This window comes from Ruegeria sp. AU67, assembly GCF_900312795.1.
In the GTDB taxonomy this organism is placed as follows: Bacteria; Pseudomonadota; Alphaproteobacteria; order Rhodobacterales; family Rhodobacteraceae; genus Ruegeria; species Ruegeria atlantica.
In genome coordinates, this window is the sequence record NZ_OMPH01000025.1 from 75,557 (window position 1) to 95,219 (window position 19,663).

The 19,663-nt window shown below is 55.5% G+C and carries 17 protein-coding genes; 5 read left to right on the forward strand and 12 right to left on the reverse strand.

Translation table 11 applies throughout. The features are described from left to right. Positions 1-3: 3 nt before the first annotated feature. The 7 genes from speA to DK510_RS12675 form a co-directional block, all read right to left on the reverse strand. Positions 4-1,893, reverse strand: a complete 1,890-nt coding sequence (gene speA, locus DK510_RS12645; protein WP_109312397.1) for a biosynthetic arginine decarboxylase — start codon at positions 1,891-1,893, stop codon at positions 4-6. Positions 1,894-1,994: 101 nt separating this feature from the next. After that, positions 1,995-3,080: a DUF1513 domain-containing protein gene (locus DK510_RS12650; RefSeq protein WP_109312398.1), complete on the reverse strand. Its 1,086-nt coding sequence runs from the start codon at positions 3,078-3,080 to the stop codon at positions 1,995-1,997. Between the two features lie 3 nt (positions 3,081-3,083). Then, positions 3,084-4,094 carry an imelysin family protein gene (locus tag DK510_RS12655; protein ID WP_109312399.1) on the reverse strand — a complete coding sequence of 337 codons (1,011 nt, stop codon included), beginning with the start codon at positions 4,092-4,094 and terminating at the stop codon, positions 3,084-3,086. A 3-nt stretch (positions 4,095-4,097) separates the two neighbouring features. Next, complete coding sequence (locus tag DK510_RS12660; protein WP_109312400.1) at positions 4,098-5,645, reverse strand: di-heme oxidoredictase family protein; 1,548 nt, start codon at positions 5,643-5,645, stop codon at positions 4,098-4,100. Further along, positions 5,605-6,090 carry a bacterioferritin gene (bfr, locus tag DK510_RS12665; RefSeq protein ID WP_109312401.1) on the reverse strand — a complete coding sequence of 162 codons (486 nt, stop codon included), beginning with the start codon at positions 6,088-6,090 and terminating at the stop codon, positions 5,605-5,607. The genes DK510_RS12660 and bfr overlap by 41 nt, the downstream gene beginning before the upstream one ends. After that, the gene (locus DK510_RS12670; protein WP_109312402.1) at positions 6,038-6,331 is read right to left on the reverse strand and encodes a bacterioferritin-associated ferredoxin; all 294 of its coding nucleotides are present in this window, start codon (positions 6,329-6,331) and stop codon (positions 6,038-6,040) included. The genes bfr and DK510_RS12670 overlap by 53 nt, the downstream gene beginning before the upstream one ends. Before the next feature lie 141 nt (positions 6,332-6,472). Then, positions 6,473-7,741: an imelysin family protein gene (locus tag DK510_RS12675; RefSeq protein WP_109312403.1), complete on the reverse strand. Its 1,269-nt coding sequence runs from the start codon at positions 7,739-7,741 to the stop codon at positions 6,473-6,475. A gap of 231 nt (positions 7,742-7,972) precedes the next feature. On the opposite strand from DK510_RS12675, the gene DK510_RS12680 reads away from it, so the two are divergent. Continuing rightward, positions 7,973-8,500, forward strand: a complete 528-nt coding sequence (locus tag DK510_RS12680; RefSeq protein WP_160116514.1) for a DUF2796 domain-containing protein — start codon at positions 7,973-7,975, stop codon at positions 8,498-8,500. A gap of 60 nt (positions 8,501-8,560) precedes the next feature. On the opposite strand, the gene DK510_RS23330 is transcribed toward DK510_RS12680, so the two are convergent. From DK510_RS23330 to DK510_RS12695, 3 genes are all read right to left on the reverse strand, one after another. Further along, positions 8,561-8,854 (reverse strand): hypothetical protein, encoded by a 294-nt coding sequence (locus DK510_RS23330; RefSeq protein ID WP_370246294.1) that lies wholly within the window; start codon positions 8,852-8,854, stop codon positions 8,561-8,563. Between the two features lie 747 nt (positions 8,855-9,601). After that, positions 9,602-12,112 (reverse strand): CoA transferase, encoded by a 2,511-nt coding sequence (locus DK510_RS12690; protein WP_109312405.1) that lies wholly within the window; start codon positions 12,110-12,112, stop codon positions 9,602-9,604. A 41-nt stretch (positions 12,113-12,153) separates the two neighbouring features. Further along, the gene (locus DK510_RS12695; protein WP_109312406.1) at positions 12,154-13,821 is read right to left on the reverse strand and encodes a GMC family oxidoreductase; all 1,668 of its coding nucleotides are present in this window, start codon (positions 13,819-13,821) and stop codon (positions 12,154-12,156) included. Between the two features lie 213 nt (positions 13,822-14,034). Between DK510_RS12695 and DK510_RS12700 the strand changes: the two genes are divergently transcribed. Beyond that, positions 14,035-14,946 (forward strand): LysR family transcriptional regulator, encoded by a 912-nt coding sequence (locus DK510_RS12700; RefSeq protein WP_109312407.1) that lies wholly within the window; start codon positions 14,035-14,037, stop codon positions 14,944-14,946. A 91-nt stretch (positions 14,947-15,037) separates the two neighbouring features. On the opposite strand, the gene DK510_RS12705 is transcribed toward DK510_RS12700, so the two are convergent. Together DK510_RS12705 and DK510_RS12710 are read right to left on the reverse strand one after the other, a co-directional pair. Beyond that, positions 15,038-15,976 carry a glycosyltransferase family 2 protein gene (locus DK510_RS12705; RefSeq protein ID WP_200833238.1) on the reverse strand — a complete coding sequence of 313 codons (939 nt, stop codon included), beginning with the start codon at positions 15,974-15,976 and terminating at the stop codon, positions 15,038-15,040. 172 nt (positions 15,977-16,148) lie between these two features. Next, a complete protein-coding gene (locus tag DK510_RS12710) occupies positions 16,149-17,102 on the reverse strand; it encodes a glycosyltransferase family 25 protein (protein WP_160116515.1) in 954 nt (317 codons plus the stop codon). 80 nt (positions 17,103-17,182) lie between these two features. Between DK510_RS12710 and DK510_RS12715 the strand changes: the two genes are divergently transcribed. The 3 genes from DK510_RS12715 to DK510_RS12725 all read left to right on the forward strand — a co-directional run bounded on the left by DK510_RS12715 (position 17,183) and on the right by DK510_RS12725 (position 19,543). Then, on the forward strand, positions 17,183-17,854 hold the full coding sequence (locus tag DK510_RS12715; protein WP_109312410.1) for a response regulator transcription factor: 672 nt from the start codon (positions 17,183-17,185) through the stop codon (positions 17,852-17,854). A 380-nt stretch (positions 17,855-18,234) separates the two neighbouring features. Continuing rightward, entirely contained in the window at positions 18,235-19,191 is a 957-nt protein-coding gene (locus tag DK510_RS12720; protein WP_160116516.1) for a HAMP domain-containing sensor histidine kinase, read from the forward strand. Between the two features lie 58 nt (positions 19,192-19,249). Beyond that, a complete protein-coding gene (locus DK510_RS12725) occupies positions 19,250-19,543 on the forward strand; it encodes a DUF1194 domain-containing protein (protein ID WP_234999062.1) in 294 nt (97 codons plus the stop codon). The last annotated feature ends 120 nt before the right edge of the window (positions 19,544-19,663 follow it).

The window sequence follows — 19,663 nt, forward strand, 5'->3', positions numbered from 1 at the left end:
GAGTTATTCGTAATAGGTGTAGCCGTTGATGGAGTCGCGATAGGCGCTCATCAGGGTTTTGCGGTCCTTGGCCATCAGAGTACCGGTCGAGATCGCCTCGTCCACCATTTTGCGGAACGCGGCGACACAATCGTTGGGGTCAAACTCGACATAAGACAGAACCTGGCTGATCGTGTCGCCCTCTTGCTCGTGCAGCAAGTCAAAGCCACCGTCCGCGCGCAGGTCGATGGTGACAACGTTGGTGTCGCCGAACAGGTTGTGCAGATCGCCCAGCGTTTCCTGATAGGCACCGACGAAGAAGACGCCCATGAGGTATTCCTGATCTTCGGGCAGGGAATGCACCGGCAGGCTGGGCGAGACGCCGTCGGCCAGAATAAACCGGTCGATCTTGCCGTCGCTGTCGCAGGTGATGTCGGACAGCACCGTGCGACGATCTGGCGTCTGGTTCAGGCCCTGCAACGGCACGATAGGGTGCAGTTGGTCAATGGCCCAGACATCAGGCAGCGACTGAAACAGCGAGAAGTTGCAGTGATAAATATCGGCCACTTTCTCAAGCTGATCATCCACATCCGTGTCTAGATCATCGCTTGCGGCCAGCGCTTTGAGACGGGCCATCAGCGACAGATAGATCCGTTCGGCCCGAGCCATCTGGCGCAGGTCTACATAGCCGCGGCGGAACAGCGCGCGCAGTTCGTTGCGGTAGAAATTCGCGTCGTTCCAGCATTCCTGCAGTCGGTCGCTGCTGAGATAGCCGTTGATTGCAGCCAAGTCTGAGACCAGATGGTGGTCGTCCGCTTCAACCTCGGGGCCGTTGGGCGCATCGTAAAGCGTGCTTTCCAGCACGTTAAACACCAGCATCGACGATGTTGCCACCACGGCGCGGCCGCTTTCAGTGACCAGCGTAGGGTGGTTCACTTCTGCCTCATCCATCGCATAGGCGACGGTTTCGACAACATTGGCGCAATATTCCTCGACCGTGTAGTTGATCGAGTTCTCGGCAGCCTTCTTCTCACCTGTGTAATCCACGCCCATACCGCCGCCGAGGTCCAGATGGGTAAGCGGCACGCCTTCGCGTATCAGTTCAGTGTAATAGCGGCAGGCTTCGCCCACCGCGCGACGTACATCGTTGACGTCCTGCACCTGCGAGCCAAGGTGTGAGTGCTGCAGCTTCAGGCAATGCAGCAAGCCCGCCGCCTTCAGCTTGTCCACCGTAGCGACCAGCTGATCTGTATTCATGCCAAAGGCCGATCGATCACCCGAGCTTTCTTCCCACTTGCCGCTGATCTGGTTGGTCAGTTTGACCCGCACACCGATCAGGGGTTCGATGCCCAGTTCGTTATAGACTTGGATTACTGTGTCAGCCTCTTTCGGGCTTTCCAGAACAATGACCGTGTTGAACCCGATCTTGCGGCTGAGGATGGCCAACTGAATGAACTCGGCATCTTTGACGCCGTTGCAGACAATCAGCGCCTCGCTGGCCAGACGATGCGCCAAGGCCACCACCAGTTCGGGCTTTGACCCGGCCTCAAGCCCATAATTGTATTTCTTGCCGAACTCGACAATCCGGTCGACCACCTGCGCTTGCTGGTTCACCTTGATCGGGAAAACACCGCGATAGCTGCCCTTGTAGCCGGTGCGTGCAATCGCATCGCGAAAGCTCTCGTTAATGTGGACAATCTCGTGTTCCAGATAAGAACTGACGCGCAGTATCATCGGCGCTTTGATGCCGCGTTCATCTAGATCACTGAGAATACCCGGTAAGCTGATCGCTTCGGCCTCGGGGGCCATCGGATTGCGCAGACCGATTTCGCCCTGCTCCGTCACCTCAATGAGACCTTTGCCCCATTTCTCAACTCCGTAGATGGAATGCGGTGCGTCGGGCGTGTGTTTCAATCAAGTCAGTCCTTTTAAGTCAGGGTGCCAGTTTCGCGCCCGCCAATACGGCAGCTATATGATTCTTCCAAGTGTAATCTATGAGGCGGAATTTTCCGAATTCATGCAGCTGTGCGAATTGGGATCAAATGGTTGTCCCATTGGCAATCAGCCCGGTTGGATATTTGGGCCTTGTTTGTGGACAATTGCCCGATGACTCCAGTCCCGGTTGTGAACACAAACCCATTTGATGCGGCGCCAAGGCCGCAAACATCCTCGTGCAGGAAGACGCCATCAAGCTGTCCGTCCGCGACCCGAAAACGGTGCACGGCATTGCCGCGGGGGCAGGTGATAGCGACTGTTTCGCCTGCACCGGAAAAGGCGATGCTGCCCGCATATCCCTGCAACGTGCTTTGGTCAGCGTCGGGCGCGCTGAGTAGCAGGGGCTTTTCGCCACGGCGATGCAAACCCAAAAGGGGAGGATGTTGCGATGTATCGCCTTGCCATTGCATCGCGAACCCGATCAAACCGTCAGGTCGCACGGACAAATGGCGGATCGAGTTTTTGTGAAGCTTTTGTGGCAGTTCTACCTGCTCAAGAACCCCGCCATTTTGGTCCAGATAGGTCAGGCGCGGTTGCATCACAGGCAGGTTGAGCTTGGTTCTTCCTGTTTCTGGGTGGGTTTCGATCCCGCCATTTGCCACAACCAATGTGCGACCATCTGGCATGAGACGCATGTCATGGGGACCGACACCGCCCGAAGCGAACTCGCCAATTCGTGTGTAGTCATCTGTGTTCCAGACACCAATCACGCCCTGACCGGTCTCATAATCGTTTTCGGTGGTGAACAGCCGCGTTCCATCGGTTGAGAACACACCATGCCCATAGAAATGGCGGCCTTTTGGGGCTTCTAACACAGCGGTCTGTGTGCCGGTCGCGCAGTCGATGATGATTGCAAATGTTCCCGGACGGCGTGCAAAAGCCACCGCTTGCGCGTGGTGGGGATGCGCCGCCGCCGCGTGCCCGCGCGCGGGCAACGGCAGAGAAAACAGGATGTCGCCACCCGCGTCCATCCCGGCCAGCCGATAAGTCCCATCCGGGAACAGCGCCGCAGCCAGGTAATCCGGCGCACCGACAGCAGACCATCCATGCATGGGTGCAAGGCTAGCGGCAGCCAGCCCGGCTAGGAAGCGTCGACGGTTGGTCATGGTTCAGTCCCCGTCCAGCGAGTTGAAACCGGCATTGATGCCCAACGTCGGGCCAAGCTCGGTCGAGGCAATGGCGCGGATATCGTTGATGGATTGCTGTAACGCCTCAAGGCGGAACCGTCCCTGCGGGGTTGCCACAGCGACAAATGCCGGATCGTCCAGTGACTGCGCACGGTCGATGGCTGCAGCGAATGCGCCGTCCAGATCTGCCGCGATGTCCGGATGATCTGCCGACAGGCGCGCGGCAAGGTCACGCAAGGCGGTCAGAGACAGCTGCACATGGCGCAGTGAACGTTCCGAACGCCGCGCCTCGGCGCGTTTTGGGCGGGGGCGGTCGAACGTACCCATCGGGCGGCCAAGGCGGGTATCGGCCGTGAATTCCAGACCAGTAATCAGGGTTTTATAAAGCTCTTGCATGGCTTCGTCTTCCGACCGGTATGGGCTGTTTTCGCCCGGATTTGCCAATGCCGGCGCGTAGCCTACCCAATCCGCGTCAATTGCCATCGCGTTGCGGTTAATATCTGCGGTTATGGCCTGCATCAGCGCGCAGCGATACTCGGCGCTGCCCAGATCGGTGAACCGTGGATCGTAGAGCATCAGTTCCAGCGCGAAAAAACCGCGTCCGGCTACGGAGGTTTCCGCAAAGGCATCCTGGGATTGAATGGCTGTATCTTCAGCAGCGATCAGGCCGGACAGGGCTTTGGGCGTAAAGCCCTTGGTGTCGGGCCAAAACGCCAATGCAAACGCGCGGTCTTTTGCCTCAGATGGGCCAAAGCGCAGATGACTGACCAAAATCCAGTCGTCAAACACCGCGTGGTATGCAGTGCGAAGCGCGACCGAGGTTGGGTTGCAATCTGTCTGCGCTGCCTCGGCCAATTCGTCGGTGGCCTCCGTCAGTCTGGCATAGCCGGGTAGGATGTGCGCCTCGATGGTGTCGGACAGGATCGGGCCGCGCTCTTGGGCAAATACGCCCAGCGGCAACGTCAGGGAAAGGGCAAGTACGAAGGCGCGCATGGGTCAAAGGCTTTCTAGAAAACGGATAAGGGCATCGCGGTCGGGTTTTGGCATCCCGACGACAGCGTCACGCGCTGCCTGCGCCTCACCGCCGTGCCACAAGATCGCCTCAAGTAACGACTGCGCGCGGCCGTCATGCAGAAACTGCGTATGTCCTGACACCTGCTGGGTCATGCCGATCCCCCAAAGCGGTGGCGTACGCCATTCGCGACCCGTGGCGCGCGCCTCGGGCCGATTATCGGCCAAACCTTCGCCCATGTCGTGCAGCAGCAGGTCCGAATAAGGCCAGATCAGCTGAAAGCTATGCTCGGGACGGTCTTCCATACGATGCGTCACGAACGAGGGCGTGTGGCACGATGCACACCCGGTGTCGTGGAACACCTGCTTGCCGCGCAACACGTCAGCATCGTTCATATTTCGCCGGGCCTGAACACCCAGATTCCGGCTGTAGAAGGCGACCAGATCCATGCCGATCTGATCAATTTCGAAGGTCCGGTCGTCGCCATCACCATGCGGCGCGTTCACGCAATCGACCTGCGAAGTGGTGCAGTCACCCTGCGGAGCCGGGTAGAGCGGGCTGGAGATGCCGATATCCCCGGCAAAGGCCGCAGCGGATTGCTCCATGATCGTGGGCATACCTGCCTTGTGGCCAAACCGGCCCATCATCGGCGCGCCGTACTCAATCGCCCATACGATATTGGGGCGGCCGGAAATCCCGTCGCCATCTTCATCTTCGGGGTCTGCGTTTGCCAACAAGTCCTCAACCGGGATCGCTTCGAGCAGACCCAGGCCGATCATCTGCGGGGCTACGCGCGGGCTTATCATGGCGTCGGGGTGCAGCGGGCCATAACCCAGATCGGCGGCCTCGTAGGTCGGGCGGCGCAAGGTGACGGTTTCCCCATCAGCCAACGTGACGGGAACGTCCTCGTAGGTAATATCCAGCCTGTATTCTGCCGGGTGGCCGGGAAGGGCCAGATCCTGCATCTGCCCGCCGTAATTCGGTTCGGGCAGGGTGGCGATGTAGTCTTCGATCTCGGCGTACCCGTCTTCGGATGTACCAGGGATGGACACGCGCAGGAACATCGAAATCGCGTTGTCATCTGACCCGTTGGGCGTATGCCCGCGCCCGTCTTTGATGTGACAGCGTTGACAGGATCGTGCGTTGTACAGCGGCCCCAACCCATCCGAGGCCAGTGTGGATGACGGAGATGACACCCAGATTTTCTTGAACAGCCCGTTGCCGACTTTGAAGTCCAGCTCCTGCTCGAAACTCAGGTTGCCCGAGGGCTGCGAAAACGCATCTGCGTCGGTGCGCACGCGGACAGTTGCGGCACCACCGGCCAACTCTTCAAAGCGCTGCGGCGCGCTGAAATCGTCAGGTGCGGCGGTTACCCGCGCAATCCTCGCTTGTTCGTCTTCGGTTCTGGGAAGGTAGTTCAGGTGAAAATCTCGCAGCTCGGCTGACAGGGATTGGGTGGCCGCAAGGGCGGCCGCCGTCACCAGCGAAAGCTTACGCGTCTTCGTCCATTTTCGATGCGTTGAGTTGCGCATAATTGGCTTCGCCAATCCTTTCGTACAGGTCCAGCTGTGTTTCGAGGAAATCGATATGCCCTTCCTCATCCGCCAGCAATCCTTCAAACAGAGACATAGTGACGTAGTCTCCAGCGCTCTGACAGTATTCGCGCGCTTCCTTGTACAAGGCCCGGGCATCGATCTCTGCCGCCAGATCGCATTCCAGTGTCTCTTTGGGAGTCTGGCCGATGCGCAACGGGTCAAGTTGTTGCAAATTCGGGTGACCGCCCAAGAAAATGATTCGCTCGATCAGCTTGTCCGCGTGCTCCATTTCTTCGATGGACTCTTCACGACTTTTCTTGGCCATGTGAACAAGGCCCCAATCCTCCTGCAGGCGGTAGTGTAGCCAATATTGGCTGACTGCCGTTAGTTCATGCCGCAGTGATTTGTTTGGATATTCTATGACCTTGGGGTCGCCCTTCATCTGCATTCTCCTGTGTTACCTCGCTGCGAAGTGCGCGAAGCTGCATCGGGACCTCCAACTTGTCGCTGGAACGCATCGAGTCTAGGAAAAGCGGCATGCACCCGCCACAATCTGCTGATTTTCCAAGGGCATGGTAGATTTTACCAGGGGTAATGACGGCGTAAGGATCAGACGTGCGCATCCAATCGATGGCTGCGCGGATATCGTGATCCGAGATGTTTGTGCAGTGGCATACGATCATAGCAATCAGGGCTCTGAGTTGTATTTCCTACTGTATTAGTAAGTTAATTTAGAAACGTCCAGAGGCAACAGATCAAAGGTTCCTCACAAGATTTGGAGGCGGCGTGAAACTGCCGCCTCCGTTTAGCGCGAACCTTGTGTTTTACTGGAAGACCGCGTCTGGGTTGTCCAGGCTGTCCGAACCTTCGAACGCGATTTGGTCAAGTTCCAGAGCAGTCACAATGCGCTCGATCGTCTTGGTCTGATCGACCAGCCCGTTTACACCACCCATGATCAGCACTTCGCCGCCTTCGTTGCCGCGTTCCAGCATCTGGTCATAGGCAAATCCTGCTTCCGCGGTTGATTTCAGACGTCCCAGCGCCTGCATGGTGTTGGCCAGTTTCACCTTCATCTCGGCATCCAAAGTTGGGTCGCTGGCGATCACCAGATCAGACAAGGATGCGCCGCTGACCGGGGTGCCATCGATACGGGTGTAGCTGCCCAGATAGACGTTCTGAACACCCTGACCATCGTAATAATGGCTGTTATGGGTGTTGTCCGAAAAGCAATCATGCTCTTCCTCGGGGTCATTCAGCATCAGGCCAAGACGCATGCGTTCGCCCGCCTGCTCACCGTAAGACAGTGAACCCATGCCGGTCAGAATGGCGCTGACGCCAGCGGTTTCATCGGCAGTCAGGGCTGCGCGTGCTTCGCCACCTTCGGCCCATTGCGCGGCCATCCATTCCAGATCGCTGACCAGCAGGTCAGTTGCAGCGCTCAGGTATTGTGCGCGGCGGTCGCAATTGCTGTTGGTGCAGTCGTCACCCTGAACGTAATCGGTATACGGACGGTCGCCTGCGCCCGCGCCATGGCCGTTCAGATCCTGGCCCCACAGCAGGAATTCGATTGCGTGGTAGCCTGTGGCAACGTTTGCCTCGATCCCGTCGGCTTCGTGCAGGGTTTCGCCCAGCAATTCCGGCGTGATTTCGCTGGCGTCGATGGTTTTGCCCGACAACTCAAAGCTGGGGTTGGCGATGACATTCAGCGCGGCGAACTCGTTTTCGTCAGTCGGACCGCCATAGGCTGCGTCCACATAGTCGATCAGCCCTTCGTCCAGCGGCCATGCGTTTACCTTGCCTTCCCATTCGTCAACGATCGTGTTGCCGAAACGGTAAACCTCAGTCTGCTGGTAAGGAACACGTGCGGCAACCCAAGCGGCGCGTGCTGCGTTGAGTGTGGCGTCTGACGGATCATCGATCAGCGCATTTACGGCGGCCTGCAGCGACTTTGCCGCGATCAGGCTGTCGTCGTATTTGGCTTCGGCGATGTTTGCGTAGGTGGTCAGAACGTCGATCTTCGCGGGGGCGTCCGCAAACGCTGCAGTTGCGATCCCAAGGGTTAATGCGCTGGTGGCGGCAAAAAATTTGGTCATGGAGGTGACACTTTCCTGTCAAAAAAACTCACTAGCGCCGCCTCAGCGACGCGCATGCGTCAAAAACTGAGTGAATTGGTAAGTTAAGTCAACCTGAGTCTTATTGTCGGAAATAAATGTCGCACCCTTTCCCCATAATTAGCGGGGTAGGTGGACCGAAGCCGCGATTGCACGGGGTTTTAATCACATTAGAATGGACCATGTGATTCCTTGTTGGATGGTGCTTTGTTTATGAAATGTGCAGCCATTGCTTTGATGCTGACACCGGCGATTGTTCTATCGCAGGTGCAAGGCCCTGCCCATGAACATGGTACAGGATATGTGGATATCGCCTTTTCTGATCAGGCATTTACTTTGTCTCTCAACGTGCCTTCTGCAGACATCATCGGTTTTGAGGGCCCGGCCAAAACCGATGACGATCGCGCGCAGGTGGCGGTTGCGGTCTCAGACCTGTCCAAACCTCTGGGCCTGTTTGTGCTGCCGGAAGAGGCCGGATGCGTTACTGCGTCGGCCAATGTCACCCTTACGGGAGAGGGATTGGGGCAGGATAATACCAACGAGTCTGCTGATCAAGATCAACATAGCGACTTTCTGGCCGACTACCTGATTCAGTGCCAGGATATTACAGCGCTGGCTAATATTCGGTTTGCGTATTTCGAACGGTTCGAAAATGCCCAGAAGTTGATCTTGCAGGTGACCAGATCCGGTCAAACCCGAAAGTATGAGATAACTCGGAACCAGCCAGATCTGACAATGTGAAATGCCAAAACGCGGGCCATAACGGCTGGCCCGCGCCCATATACGATGCAAAGGGCGCAATCATGCAAGCGTGACGAAAGCGCCATGGACGGCACCCAAAGTGCCGTCAGTGCACAAAATGCAGTTCTGAAAACTCTGCCGCCACTCTGCAACCTCGGCGGCGATATCCGCGCCCTCCAAGCCAGAGGTGATCAATGCCGACAACCGATCGTTGTCCTGCGACGTCATCCCCCATCTGACCAGTTCAGGCGTCCCGAACCGAAGGCCGTTCATGTCCCCTTTTACTTCGGGTGCGGGCAGTCCAATTCCGAAAGCAAGAAACCCGGCGCAGCGCAGCGTTTTGGACGCAGCCATAAGATTCTGCCAACACGGCAAACTGGTGTGAGTTGGTAAACCGTCCCCGACCTAACTTTGCCGCACAATTTGGTTGAGGTTCGGACTTCCCCCTTTCCCTGACGCGTCTAGAGATCAGGTTTATGAGAGGCAGCACCCGCCATCACCAACCAGGAAGCCTCGAGTCGCGTGCAGTGTATGGCAAATCGACCATTGTTGCGGTGACGTTCGGGTTTCAGCTCAATACGCCAAAAGCTAAGCTGCTGAAAACTCGTCGCAATCCGCGGCTAACTATTCAGTGCGTGATTTAGAGGAAAATTATGGCTGGGGTGGTAGGATTTTTTGTCAACATATTGAAAATTAACAAAATAAATGAAATGGGGTCAATGGGAAGTGTTCGGAAATTGGTTTGTGTCCAGTATTGTGCCTCACTTTTCTGCTTTTGACTTTTTGGACGTTAGGGAACTCGCCTGTCATACGACTTGCGTGGGATTGGACGGAAAGCGGTCATTAGCTGCAGTTAGCACCAAGGTCCAACAGGTCCGATGTGCGGGATCAAAGCGGCCATTGGCACCATGAACTCATCCGATTAACTTGGCCGAATGTCCGCGATTGTCGGCGCTCTACCAATTCAGTCAGTTCGCAGCATCGGTCAGTAAAGGTTCAAAGTGGTATTTGGCCGCTGCAGTCACAAAGATATGCTCAGGGCCGCCAGTAGAAAAAGCAAATTTTCCCCTACTCCCTGTCACAAGCGACTTGGGTATTCACTTAGCTTGGCAAATATTCCTCACTCCAGGACTCGGCGACATCGCCAGATTTGATCATCACTTCAATGGCTTCATCAGCATAGCCGAGTTCACCGAGGATCGTTCTGGTTGAAGTGCCGAACTTCTCGGATGGTTCGACCGCAAACACTTTTGCACGGCTTGGGCGCACCGCGTAGGGATCAAGCTGTGTCACTTCATGCCCACTCGGATGATCGGGGTAAATCGAGAAGGAGTAGCTGCCATTTTTGGTGCCCGGTGTGCCATCTGCCTCGCGAGAATTCCGCGCACGCAACGCGTCGAGGTTTTCGCAGATTGCCACGCCGATATCGGCCGCGTGCAGCTTTTCCACCCAATCCGACGCAGGAAGGGCTTGGAAGGCGGTCGCCAGATACGCAGCGCGGTCTTCTTCCGCCAGATCCGCCAGATCCTCCAAGCCTTCGACTTTTCGGAACCGAGGCAGATCGGCTTCGTAGGCGCTGAGCAACACATAGCGACCTGATGCGGTGCTATAGAAGCGGGTCAGAGCATCATAGCCGTTTGCCTCGGGGCCCGACGGCTCGTCAAACAGCCCACGGCCTTTGTAGTCAAAAGCAAAGGGGACTTGCAAAAGGCCGCTATTGGCATTGAGCGAGGTGCGCCCGCGCCCAATCCGACCGAAGCGGTATTTCTGATAGAGTGCTGCGGCCACTCCAAGCGCGCCGCCAAATCCGCACATGACATCGATCGTGCCTACATGGGCGTGTTCCTCCGGCCGGTCCATGGCGCCACCAAAACGCAACATGATGCCCGTCGTCGCCTGAACCAGATCGTCGTAACCGATGTAATCGGTCCGCGTGCCCCGACGCACACCGCTGAAACAATCGAGTTTGCAGAACAGCGCATCAGGGTTGAGCTTGCGCAGGCTATCGGTATCCAGACCCATTTTCTTGATTTGATTGTCTGGTGCGTTCCAAACGATGACATCCACGGATTTCACAAGGTCCTCGAAAATCCGGCGTCCGTGTTGCGAGGTCATGTCTGCCAGAATGGAGCGTTTGCCGCGCATCTGTGACATGCCATAGATGACGGTGTTCCAACTGTCATACATTGGCATGGATGGGTCGAGCTTGATCACCTCGGCCCCGAACCGCGCCAGGTAACTGGCCGAATGCGGACCCGCGATCACATTGCATAGGTCCAGTACCCGTACGCCGGACAACCACCCTTCTTTCGCTGTTTCTTCACAAGGTGCTGGAATCTCGGTGCTGTGTTTCCTCAATAGTTTCAGCGCTTCGTCGAAATCGACCCATCGGCGGGGCTCGGGCTGCAATGCCTCTTCGCCACTTTCCTCCATCCAAACCACTGGGCCGGGTTGCGTCATATCGCCATAAATCGGATCGTGGACGTCGATCATCAGCCCCGAGGTCTCGGCGTATTCGTCGTGAATCCATTCCTGCAGCCAGCGCTGCGGCGCACCGGGGATCAATCCACGGCCGAACATTTTTTTCCACTCGTGCGATGTGCGGGTCATGAAGACCTCTTTCATACGCGCCGCGATTTTATCGGCCCAGAACTTGGGCATCGGATAGACCCCAAGTGAGGTATCCTGCGACCATTCCGACCAAGGTTTGTATGTGTCTTCTTCCGACGTCAGCCCGTCCGCGACCAATTCGTCGTAAATGCCAAGCACTTCCAAGCACCGGCGGGCATGGTTCTTGTGGCTGGGGCAGACGACGTAGAACATGCGCCCGTCCTTGCACATGTAGCTGCGGAAGAACGGGTCCAGCAGTTCCTGCAGATCTTCATATGCAACATTCATCGGCAGGCCTTCGATGCGCCGACGTTCGATCTCGACCTCGCGCTGGGTTAGATAGCGCTCGGGCATGTTTTCGACCTTGATCGAGTTGTAGCAGAGCCCCTCCATCACGGCGGCGGCCAACGGAACTTCGATCTGGTCACCAAGGCCTGTTACCTGCCGGGACTGCAGAGCCAACACCGCGGCTGAGGCTGCGATCTGCGAGGCGTATGCCGAGGCAAGCGGCAGGGGAGAAAATGACGGGTTCAGCCCCATCAGAACACGATTCAGCCCCATGTCGGTGAACACGCCCGAACTTGCCGCGACGATGCTTTCATAGGCCCGAAGTTCGCGCCGTTCTTCGTCGTTCGATGCAAAACCGGGGATTGAGATCGTGATCAGTTCGGGCCTTGTTTCGCGCATTGCGGCGAAGTCTATTCCAAGCGCGGCCATTTTCCGGGGGCGGAAGTTCTCGACGATGATATCGGCCTCGGCGCAGAGCGTCTTGGCTCTGTCCAATCCCTCTGGTGTTTTGAGGTCCAGATTAACGATCACTTTGTTTCGGTTCAGCGCAGCGTTTGCCGGACTGTCCCACATCGGACCGTCAGGTGGGTCGATGTGAACCACGGTTGCACCCAAATCGCCCAGCAACATCGCAACGGCGGGACCGGCGATGTACTGACCAAAGTCGACAACTTTCACGCCGGCCAGCGGAAGATTGGACAACGAATTGCGCATGGTTCCTCCCAGAAATTCTTATTCTCGGATGTCGAAAGGTTTTATTGACCTGCCAGCATCCAGCCTGCGGCTTTCTCTGCAATCATGATTGTGGGTGAATTGGTGTTGCCACTTGTGATCTCTGGCATGACCGAAGCATCGACCACGCGCAGGCCAGCCACGCCCTTCATGCGCAGATTCGGGTCGAGAACGGCAGTTTCATCGCTCTCTCGACCCATCTTGATCGTGCCGACAGGGTGAAAGATCGTGCTAGCAATGTCGCCTGCCAACCGAGCCAGTTCCTCGTCGGTTCGATATTGGATGCCCGGTTTGAATTCTTCCGGCTCGTAAGCTTCCATCGCGGGCTGAGCCATGATTTCGCGCACCTGCCGCAGGCTGTGAGCGGCAACTTTGCGATCTTCGTCTGTGTCCAGATAATTGGGAGTTATCTCAGGCGGGTGACGGAAATCCGAAGACGCAATGCGCACATGCCCGCGGCTGGTCGGGTTCAGGTTGCAAACGCTGACAGTAATGGCAGGGAAATCATGCAGGTCTTCGCCAAAGGCTTCAAGGCTCAGCGGTTGGACGTGATATTCGAGGTTGGCGTGCGGGCGTTCTGGATCCGATCTGGTGAAAGCACCCAATTGGCTGGGCGACATGCTCATCGGACCAGAGCGCTTAAGAATGTATTCCAAACCGATCTTGGCTTTGCCTACCAGAGAATTGGCCAATGTGTTCAGCGTCTGGGCGCCTTTTACCTTGTATACCGCGCGTATTTGCAGGTGATCCTGTAGGTTTTCGCCCAAATAGGGCGCATCCATCACCACATCTATTCCGTGCTCTTTCAAAAGGGCCGCCGGACCGATCCCCGACAGTTGCAGGATCTGCGGCGAGTTCACGGCACCTGCCGACAAAACCACCTCCTTTGAGGCCTCGACCGCGATGGACTGTCCTTTGAAGTGGACAGCCGCACCGGTACAACGCAACCGACCATCTTCGCTTTTTTCAAAGGACAGCTTCTCGACCTGCGCTTCGGTCCAAATCGTCAGGTTCGGGCGCGACTTGGCGGGGCGCAGGAACGCTTTGGACGTGTTCCAGCGCCAGCCCGAGCGCTGGTTGACGTCGAAATAGCCCACCCCGGCATTGTCGCCAGAGTTGAAATCATCGGTTTTGGGAACGCCGTTTTCGACCGCCGCATCGGCAAAACTGTCCAGAACATCCCAACGCAACCGCTGTTTTTCGACCCGCCATTCGCCGCCATGACCATGCAGGTCGGAAAACCGGCTATTGTCGCCGGTGCGTGGGTCGGCGTCATCGTCCAGCTTGTAATGGTTCTCATGAGCCTTAAAATCGGCCAGCGAGTGCTCCCAACTCCAGGCCTCTTCGCCGGTGAGCTTGGCCCAATTGTCATAGTCGCGGGCTTGGCCGCGCATATAGATCATCCCGTTGATCGAGGAGCACCCACCGAGCGTCTTCCCGCGAGGATAAAGAAGACTGCGCCCGTTCAACCCTTTTGCTGGCTGGGTCTTATACATCCAGTCGGCACGCGGGTTGCCTATGCAATAGAGATAGCCAACCGGGATGTGTATCCAAGGATAGGTATCCGGCTTGCCTGCCTCAAGCAGCAAAACCCGGTTCTTAGGGTCAGCACTCAGCCTGTTGGCCATCAGGCACCCGGCTGATCCGCCACCAATCACAATGTAATCGAACCTGTTTGCGCCGTCAGACATTTTTGTCTTCCACCTATTCAGTCGTTGCTTCGCCATTTGTGCACCGGAAAGGAAACGGATTCCTGTTTTCTGGTACGCGGCCTTTTTAATTCACCGCAGAAGGTTGGGGGCGATTCACCCGCGACCACACAACGTTGGTTTCATTGATTCATGCGGGAGCGGCACGCAAAAAGCTAATGACAATTCGCACAATGCCATATTAGTAAATTTTATATGGACCGGTTTTCGAATATTAACACCATCCTGGCCTTTGTGACGGTTGCCCGTGAAGGCAGCGTTTCACGCGCAGCCGAAGTGTTGAACCTGACCCAGCCAGCCATCAGCCATCAAATCAAGCGGCTTGGTGAAGAGACGGGACTTACGCTGTTCAACAGAACTGCAACTGGGTTGCAGATCACCCATGACGGCGCCGCGGTTTTAGCAAAGGCTGAACAAGTCCTCGATGCAGTCAGTGATTTCCAACGCAGCGCGCGCCAGCGTGTCGGTCGTTTGAGTGGAAAACTGACGATCGGTACGATCGTCGATCCGGAGTTCATCCGGTTGGGACGTCTGTTGGCGCATCTGCGATCAGAGCATCCTGATGTAGAAACCGAGCTGATACACGGGGTCAGCGGGGACATCCTGACATGGCTCAGACGGGGTCGGGTCGATGCCGGGTTCTACCTGTGTGGACCCGATGACCTTACAAGTATTGGGTCGGACGGACCCGATCCGGTGCACGCCATAAAGCTGGCCGATTTCACGTATCGCGTGATCGGGCCGGCTGGTTGGCAGAAGCAGGTGGAAGAGTCCGACTGGTCTTCGCTTGCAGCCCTCCCATGGATTGGCACTCCCGAAGCCTCTGTACACCATCGCTTGCTGGCCAAGATTTTCAAAGGTCAGGCCAGTCGCCCGAACGTGGTCGCATTGGTGGATCAAGAAGCTTCGATGCTTGAGATGGTAAGATCCGGCATTGGCCTGAGCCTCTGCCGCGATTCTATCGCACTCCATCAAAAACAATCCTTTGGGCTTGCCGTCTGCAATTCTGTATCAGTTCTTGCTTGCCTGTGTTTCGTGGCGTTAGAACGGCGCAAAGATAGCCCGATGATAGCCGAGACATTCGACCTACTAAACCGGTCCTGGTGATCGCGCCACGCGGAACTTCACAAAGATGCTCGCTGGAGGTGTGGCGCAGTTTGCCATCTGGCGCGTTCTGCGAGTGGTATGGCGGGCGGCGCTATAAACTTGCTCGGCTCCAAATGCTATGTTCTGCCCAGACAGCAAGGAACGTACTCATGCCAGCACCAGATCGGATAAAGACGCCAGACACGTTCTGGAACGCACTTAGAAGTTTGTCGATCAATCCGGTAGCGCTGTAGCGCGAGGCCAGGCCAACACCAGTCCACACTCTCAGCGGCCACGAGGTGAACGCCGTCAGTCCAGTTATCGCCAGTTTTCCAAGTTGCCGCAGGTTGAATTTACTGGCTCCTCCGTTACGAGGGGCCAATTGCACCGGCACTGCGATGGATTTGAATCCAACCCAGCCGAATAAGCCTTTCATAAACAAGGTTTGCTCCGGAAGCGCCAACAACGCGTCGACAACTTTGCGATCCATTATTCGAAAATCCCGTGCGTCCGCCTTAATGTAAACTTCCGCACCCAAGTTGAGCATCTTATAGAACGCGCGTGTTAACACCCGTTTCGCTTTACTTTCGTCCTTTCGGTGGACGCGCACTGCATATGCGACTTCCCAACCATTACGCCAAAGATCGATCATGCGCACCAGGGCATCCAATGGCTCTTGGAGATCGGCATCAAGCAGGATCACTGCCGACCCGCGAGCATGACGCAGGCCGGCCATGAGTGCCTGTTCCTTGCCAAAGTTGCGCGACAATCTGAGAACCGTCACCGGCAACTCACGGCAAAGGGCTTCTGCGAGATTTCCGGTTTCATCCGTACTGCCATCATCGACAACGGTCAGTTCATACGAGCGTACCAACCCGTGTATTCGACTATGTACAGCTCGCAGTGTGGTCTCGATGCAATCTTCTTCGTTCATCGCGGGGATCACGACGCTCACCTCGGGTGAAACACCGAAAGATGCTGCAACGTCGATCTTTTCGATTGGTTGGGTTAACTTCATGGACACACCGCCGACACATATTGCTGTTGCCAAATACAATCACATTGGCAATTGCCGGTAAGTGGCAGGTAGGTTGCGATCCGGTAATGTCAGTCTATTTCGAAGAGAGCATTGCGGTCTTAGCCTATTGCAACGATTACGCCTTCGTATCACAGTTCGAAGTGCTTATGTTGGTCTTCCGAATTCTTCTGAAGTAGAGCCCATTTCATTCGTTCATCTGGATGAACTTTTTTGGAATTTGGAAATCGCTGCGGTTCACGTCCAAAGGTCTGCGATCCCCAAAAAGCGCGCCGCTTAATGCTTGCATCGCCTCATTCAGGGATACTTTAAGACGCACCAACTTTGCTTCCAGCCATGACTGATTTCGGAAGATTTCACGGGCAATCGATGGTCCGCCGTTCGATGGGAACGAAGCATTTGAATCAAAAACGTCAAGCTGAACAACTTGGCAGGGCTCAATCTGCACCAACGTGGCCCAACGTCGGGTCCAGAGAAATGCCTCCATCATCCAGTACTGCGTCGCTTCCGCACGCAAACGCTGTGCCGCCCGCGGCCCAAGAATGTAGGCAGCAGCACCACGTTTGTTTTTGTAGATTATTGATGCGGAGATTTTTAGCTTGTCATCCCACCATACTGGCCGTTTACCAAGCGTATGTTGGCGCAGGGCGTATTCGAGGTCGTAAATATAATCCCAGCTATTTTCGAGGGCATCAATGTGCTCAAGGACTGAACGGATGTTTTCTGAAAGCACGACATCGTCTTCCAGGACACAGACTTTTTCCTTTTGGGCCGCGACCATCTCCCAAACCTTCCAATGTGAGAGCGTGCATGCCACATCCTGCCCTCGTATGGGACGTGTCCATTGATTGGCGTAGCTTTGGATTTTTTGGGGCGACAGTTCATCAGCTGAAACTGCGTCGACAAACTCAATGTCCAAGCCCAGCTTGGCTGCTTGCCGCTGTTGAAAATTGCGCCTCGAGCAATTGTTTTTGAGGCTGATTACTAGAATTTTCAATGACCGAGCATCTCCAAGCTTTTGTGTGGTGACAGCGATATTGCATCGTGCCTGACGGGATTCCGCTCTCAGTTCGGATTTGATTTCTCGGAAGGCGGAACCAATATCGACAAGGCGCTCTGTGCGCTGCTTGACTTCAAGCACATGAGGGGTCGCCGACAGATGACCGAAAGGTTGTGATTTGGTAACGTGCAATCCTGAGGAAGGCGCGATACAGGAGTCACATGCGTATTTTGGTGATTGAAGACGACCCGGAGACTGCCAACTACGTGGTTTCTGGGTTTAAGGAAGAGGGACATGCTGTCACTCTAGAAACCGATGGTCGTGCTGGATTGCTGACAGCTCTCGACGGCGATTTCGATGCAATGGTCTTAGATAGAATGCTGCCTAACCGAGATGGCTTGTCTATTCTTGCCGCCGCGCGGGCCGCGGGCGTCCAAACACCAGTGCTACTTCTTAGCGCTTTGGGAAAAGTCGACGACAGGGTAAAGGGCTTGCGAAGCGGTGCCGACGACTATCTAGTCAAACCATTTGCATTTGAGGAACTTTCTGCGCGCCTTGACGCTCTTTTGCGCAGACCCGCACCGCAAGAAGATCAAACCGAAATTACAGTTGGCGATCTGAAAATTGACCTGATGTCTCAAAAAGTGACACGTCGGGGGCGTCCTATCGTCTTACAACCTCGCGAGTATCGTTTGTTGTGCCATCTTGCTCGTAACGCTGGACGGGTGGTAACTCGCACAATGCTTCTAGAGAATGTGTGGGATTTTCACTTCGAGCCGGGCACCAACCTTGTTGAAAGTCACATGAGTCGTCTAAGGACAAAGGTCGATAAGCCGTTTGGCGAACCTTTGATCCATACCGTTCGCGGATCAGGCTATTCTCTCCATGAATAAAGTGCTCGTTCGCGCAACTTCGCTGCGGCTTTCGGTGCAATTCGCAATACTGTATGGCTTGCTGTCCGTCTTAATATTTTTGGGTGCCTATGCCCTGGCCAGGTTCGAGATTAAGGATTGGGTGGACGATAGAATGCGCGCCGACGCGCGCACGCTCGAGCCACTTGCCAATTCAAAAAAAAGTGGGCGAACTCGTAAATTCCGTAAACACAGCCGGCCAGTTAGCTTTCGAAGGAGATCGGATCTACCTGCTTCTGGACTCCGAAGGAAAGGCAATTGCGGGAAATGTAGCTAGCGTTCCGATACCGCCTCCGAAGTATCTTCCTGTGGTGGGACTTAGCGTATCAGACCATGCCCACGAGGAAGTCTCTGGATATTGGATGCGATCTGACCAGATCGGAAGTTTCACTCTGATTCAAGGGACAAGTGATCACGTCGTTTCAGAAATCCTAGAAGCTCTGGTCATTTCGCTTGGCATTGGAATTTTGGTGATACTTGTTGGCGTCAGAGTTGGGCGACTGACAGGAGACAAAGTCAATGCGATATCCAAGGCTCTCGACGAGGCCGCGCAAGGCACGCTGGAAGCACGTGTTCCTCTTCCCGAGAAAATAGTACGCGATGACCTTGGGCGGTTAGCTGAAGAGGTCAACAGAACACTTACGGAAGTTGAGACACTTCTAGAAGCACAGGAAACGATCACGGTTCAAGTCGCTCACGATCTCAGGACACCCATGCAACGTCTTCGAGTTCGCATTGAACAGTTGGAAGGGGTGTCACAGGAGGCATTAGAGGCTGCATTATCCGAGATTGACCGGATCCTTCGGACGTTCCGGGGGTTGCTCTCCATTGCAGAGCTGGGAACACGAAAATCCTTAAGCAATGCGGCACCATTGGATGTAAACCAAGTATTGCGCGATGTAGTGGAGGCTTATCACCCGTTATTTGAAGATGCAGGGACATCAATTGAACTAAATCTGCCAAAGGTTGGTCCAACTATTAGAGGTGATCGAGATCTGCTTGTTCAAATGAGCGCAAACATATTCGAGAACACTTTGACTCACGCGTCCGATGCATCTCAAGTAGTCGTCGAGGTAAGGCAAGACAGTTCGGGCGTTTCCATCAAAATACAAGACGATGGACCCGGGATTCCCAACAACGAAACGGAGACTGTTTTCCGTAGGTTTCACCGAGTGGATCCAGCCCGACCCGCCGGCGGCTCTGGCCTCGGGCTAGCATTGGTACGAACTATTGCTCGGCTGCATGGGGGAAACGCCCGCGTCGTTCCATCCAATGGTGGGTTCTGTATCGAAGTCACGTTTGAACCTTTGGTGGAATAGAATGGGTAACAATAGCACTACTCTCGGAGCAAGTTAAATCGCTAAGACACCATTAGTATTGAGTAACTTACCGCTGATGACCCGTGAAGGTATGGGGAGTCAGTGGCACCTCGACGATCTTGATGTCTACTACGAGAACTGTGTGACGGGCGGACTTGGTTCGTTCGTAATCCCGGTGCTTGACTGGCAAGGCTTTGCGGAGGCCGTACGACGAAAATTGGTACTGGAAATTGGGTCAGCGCCAGCAACAGGAGAGGTTATGAAGGCGCAATACACCTCACCCTCAGACTATGACTGCCTGATTGGCGAGAAGATCTGGGACCGGAACCAACAAATCTGGAGCGAACCCTAGAAGCGGCCTTTGCATCAACCACCCGAGGCTCGATACAAAAAGCCAGCAGCAATTATCTGAGGAAAACTAGCGTTCGGCGCTTTCAATAGAAATGCACAGATGGTGGTAGATATTCGACAC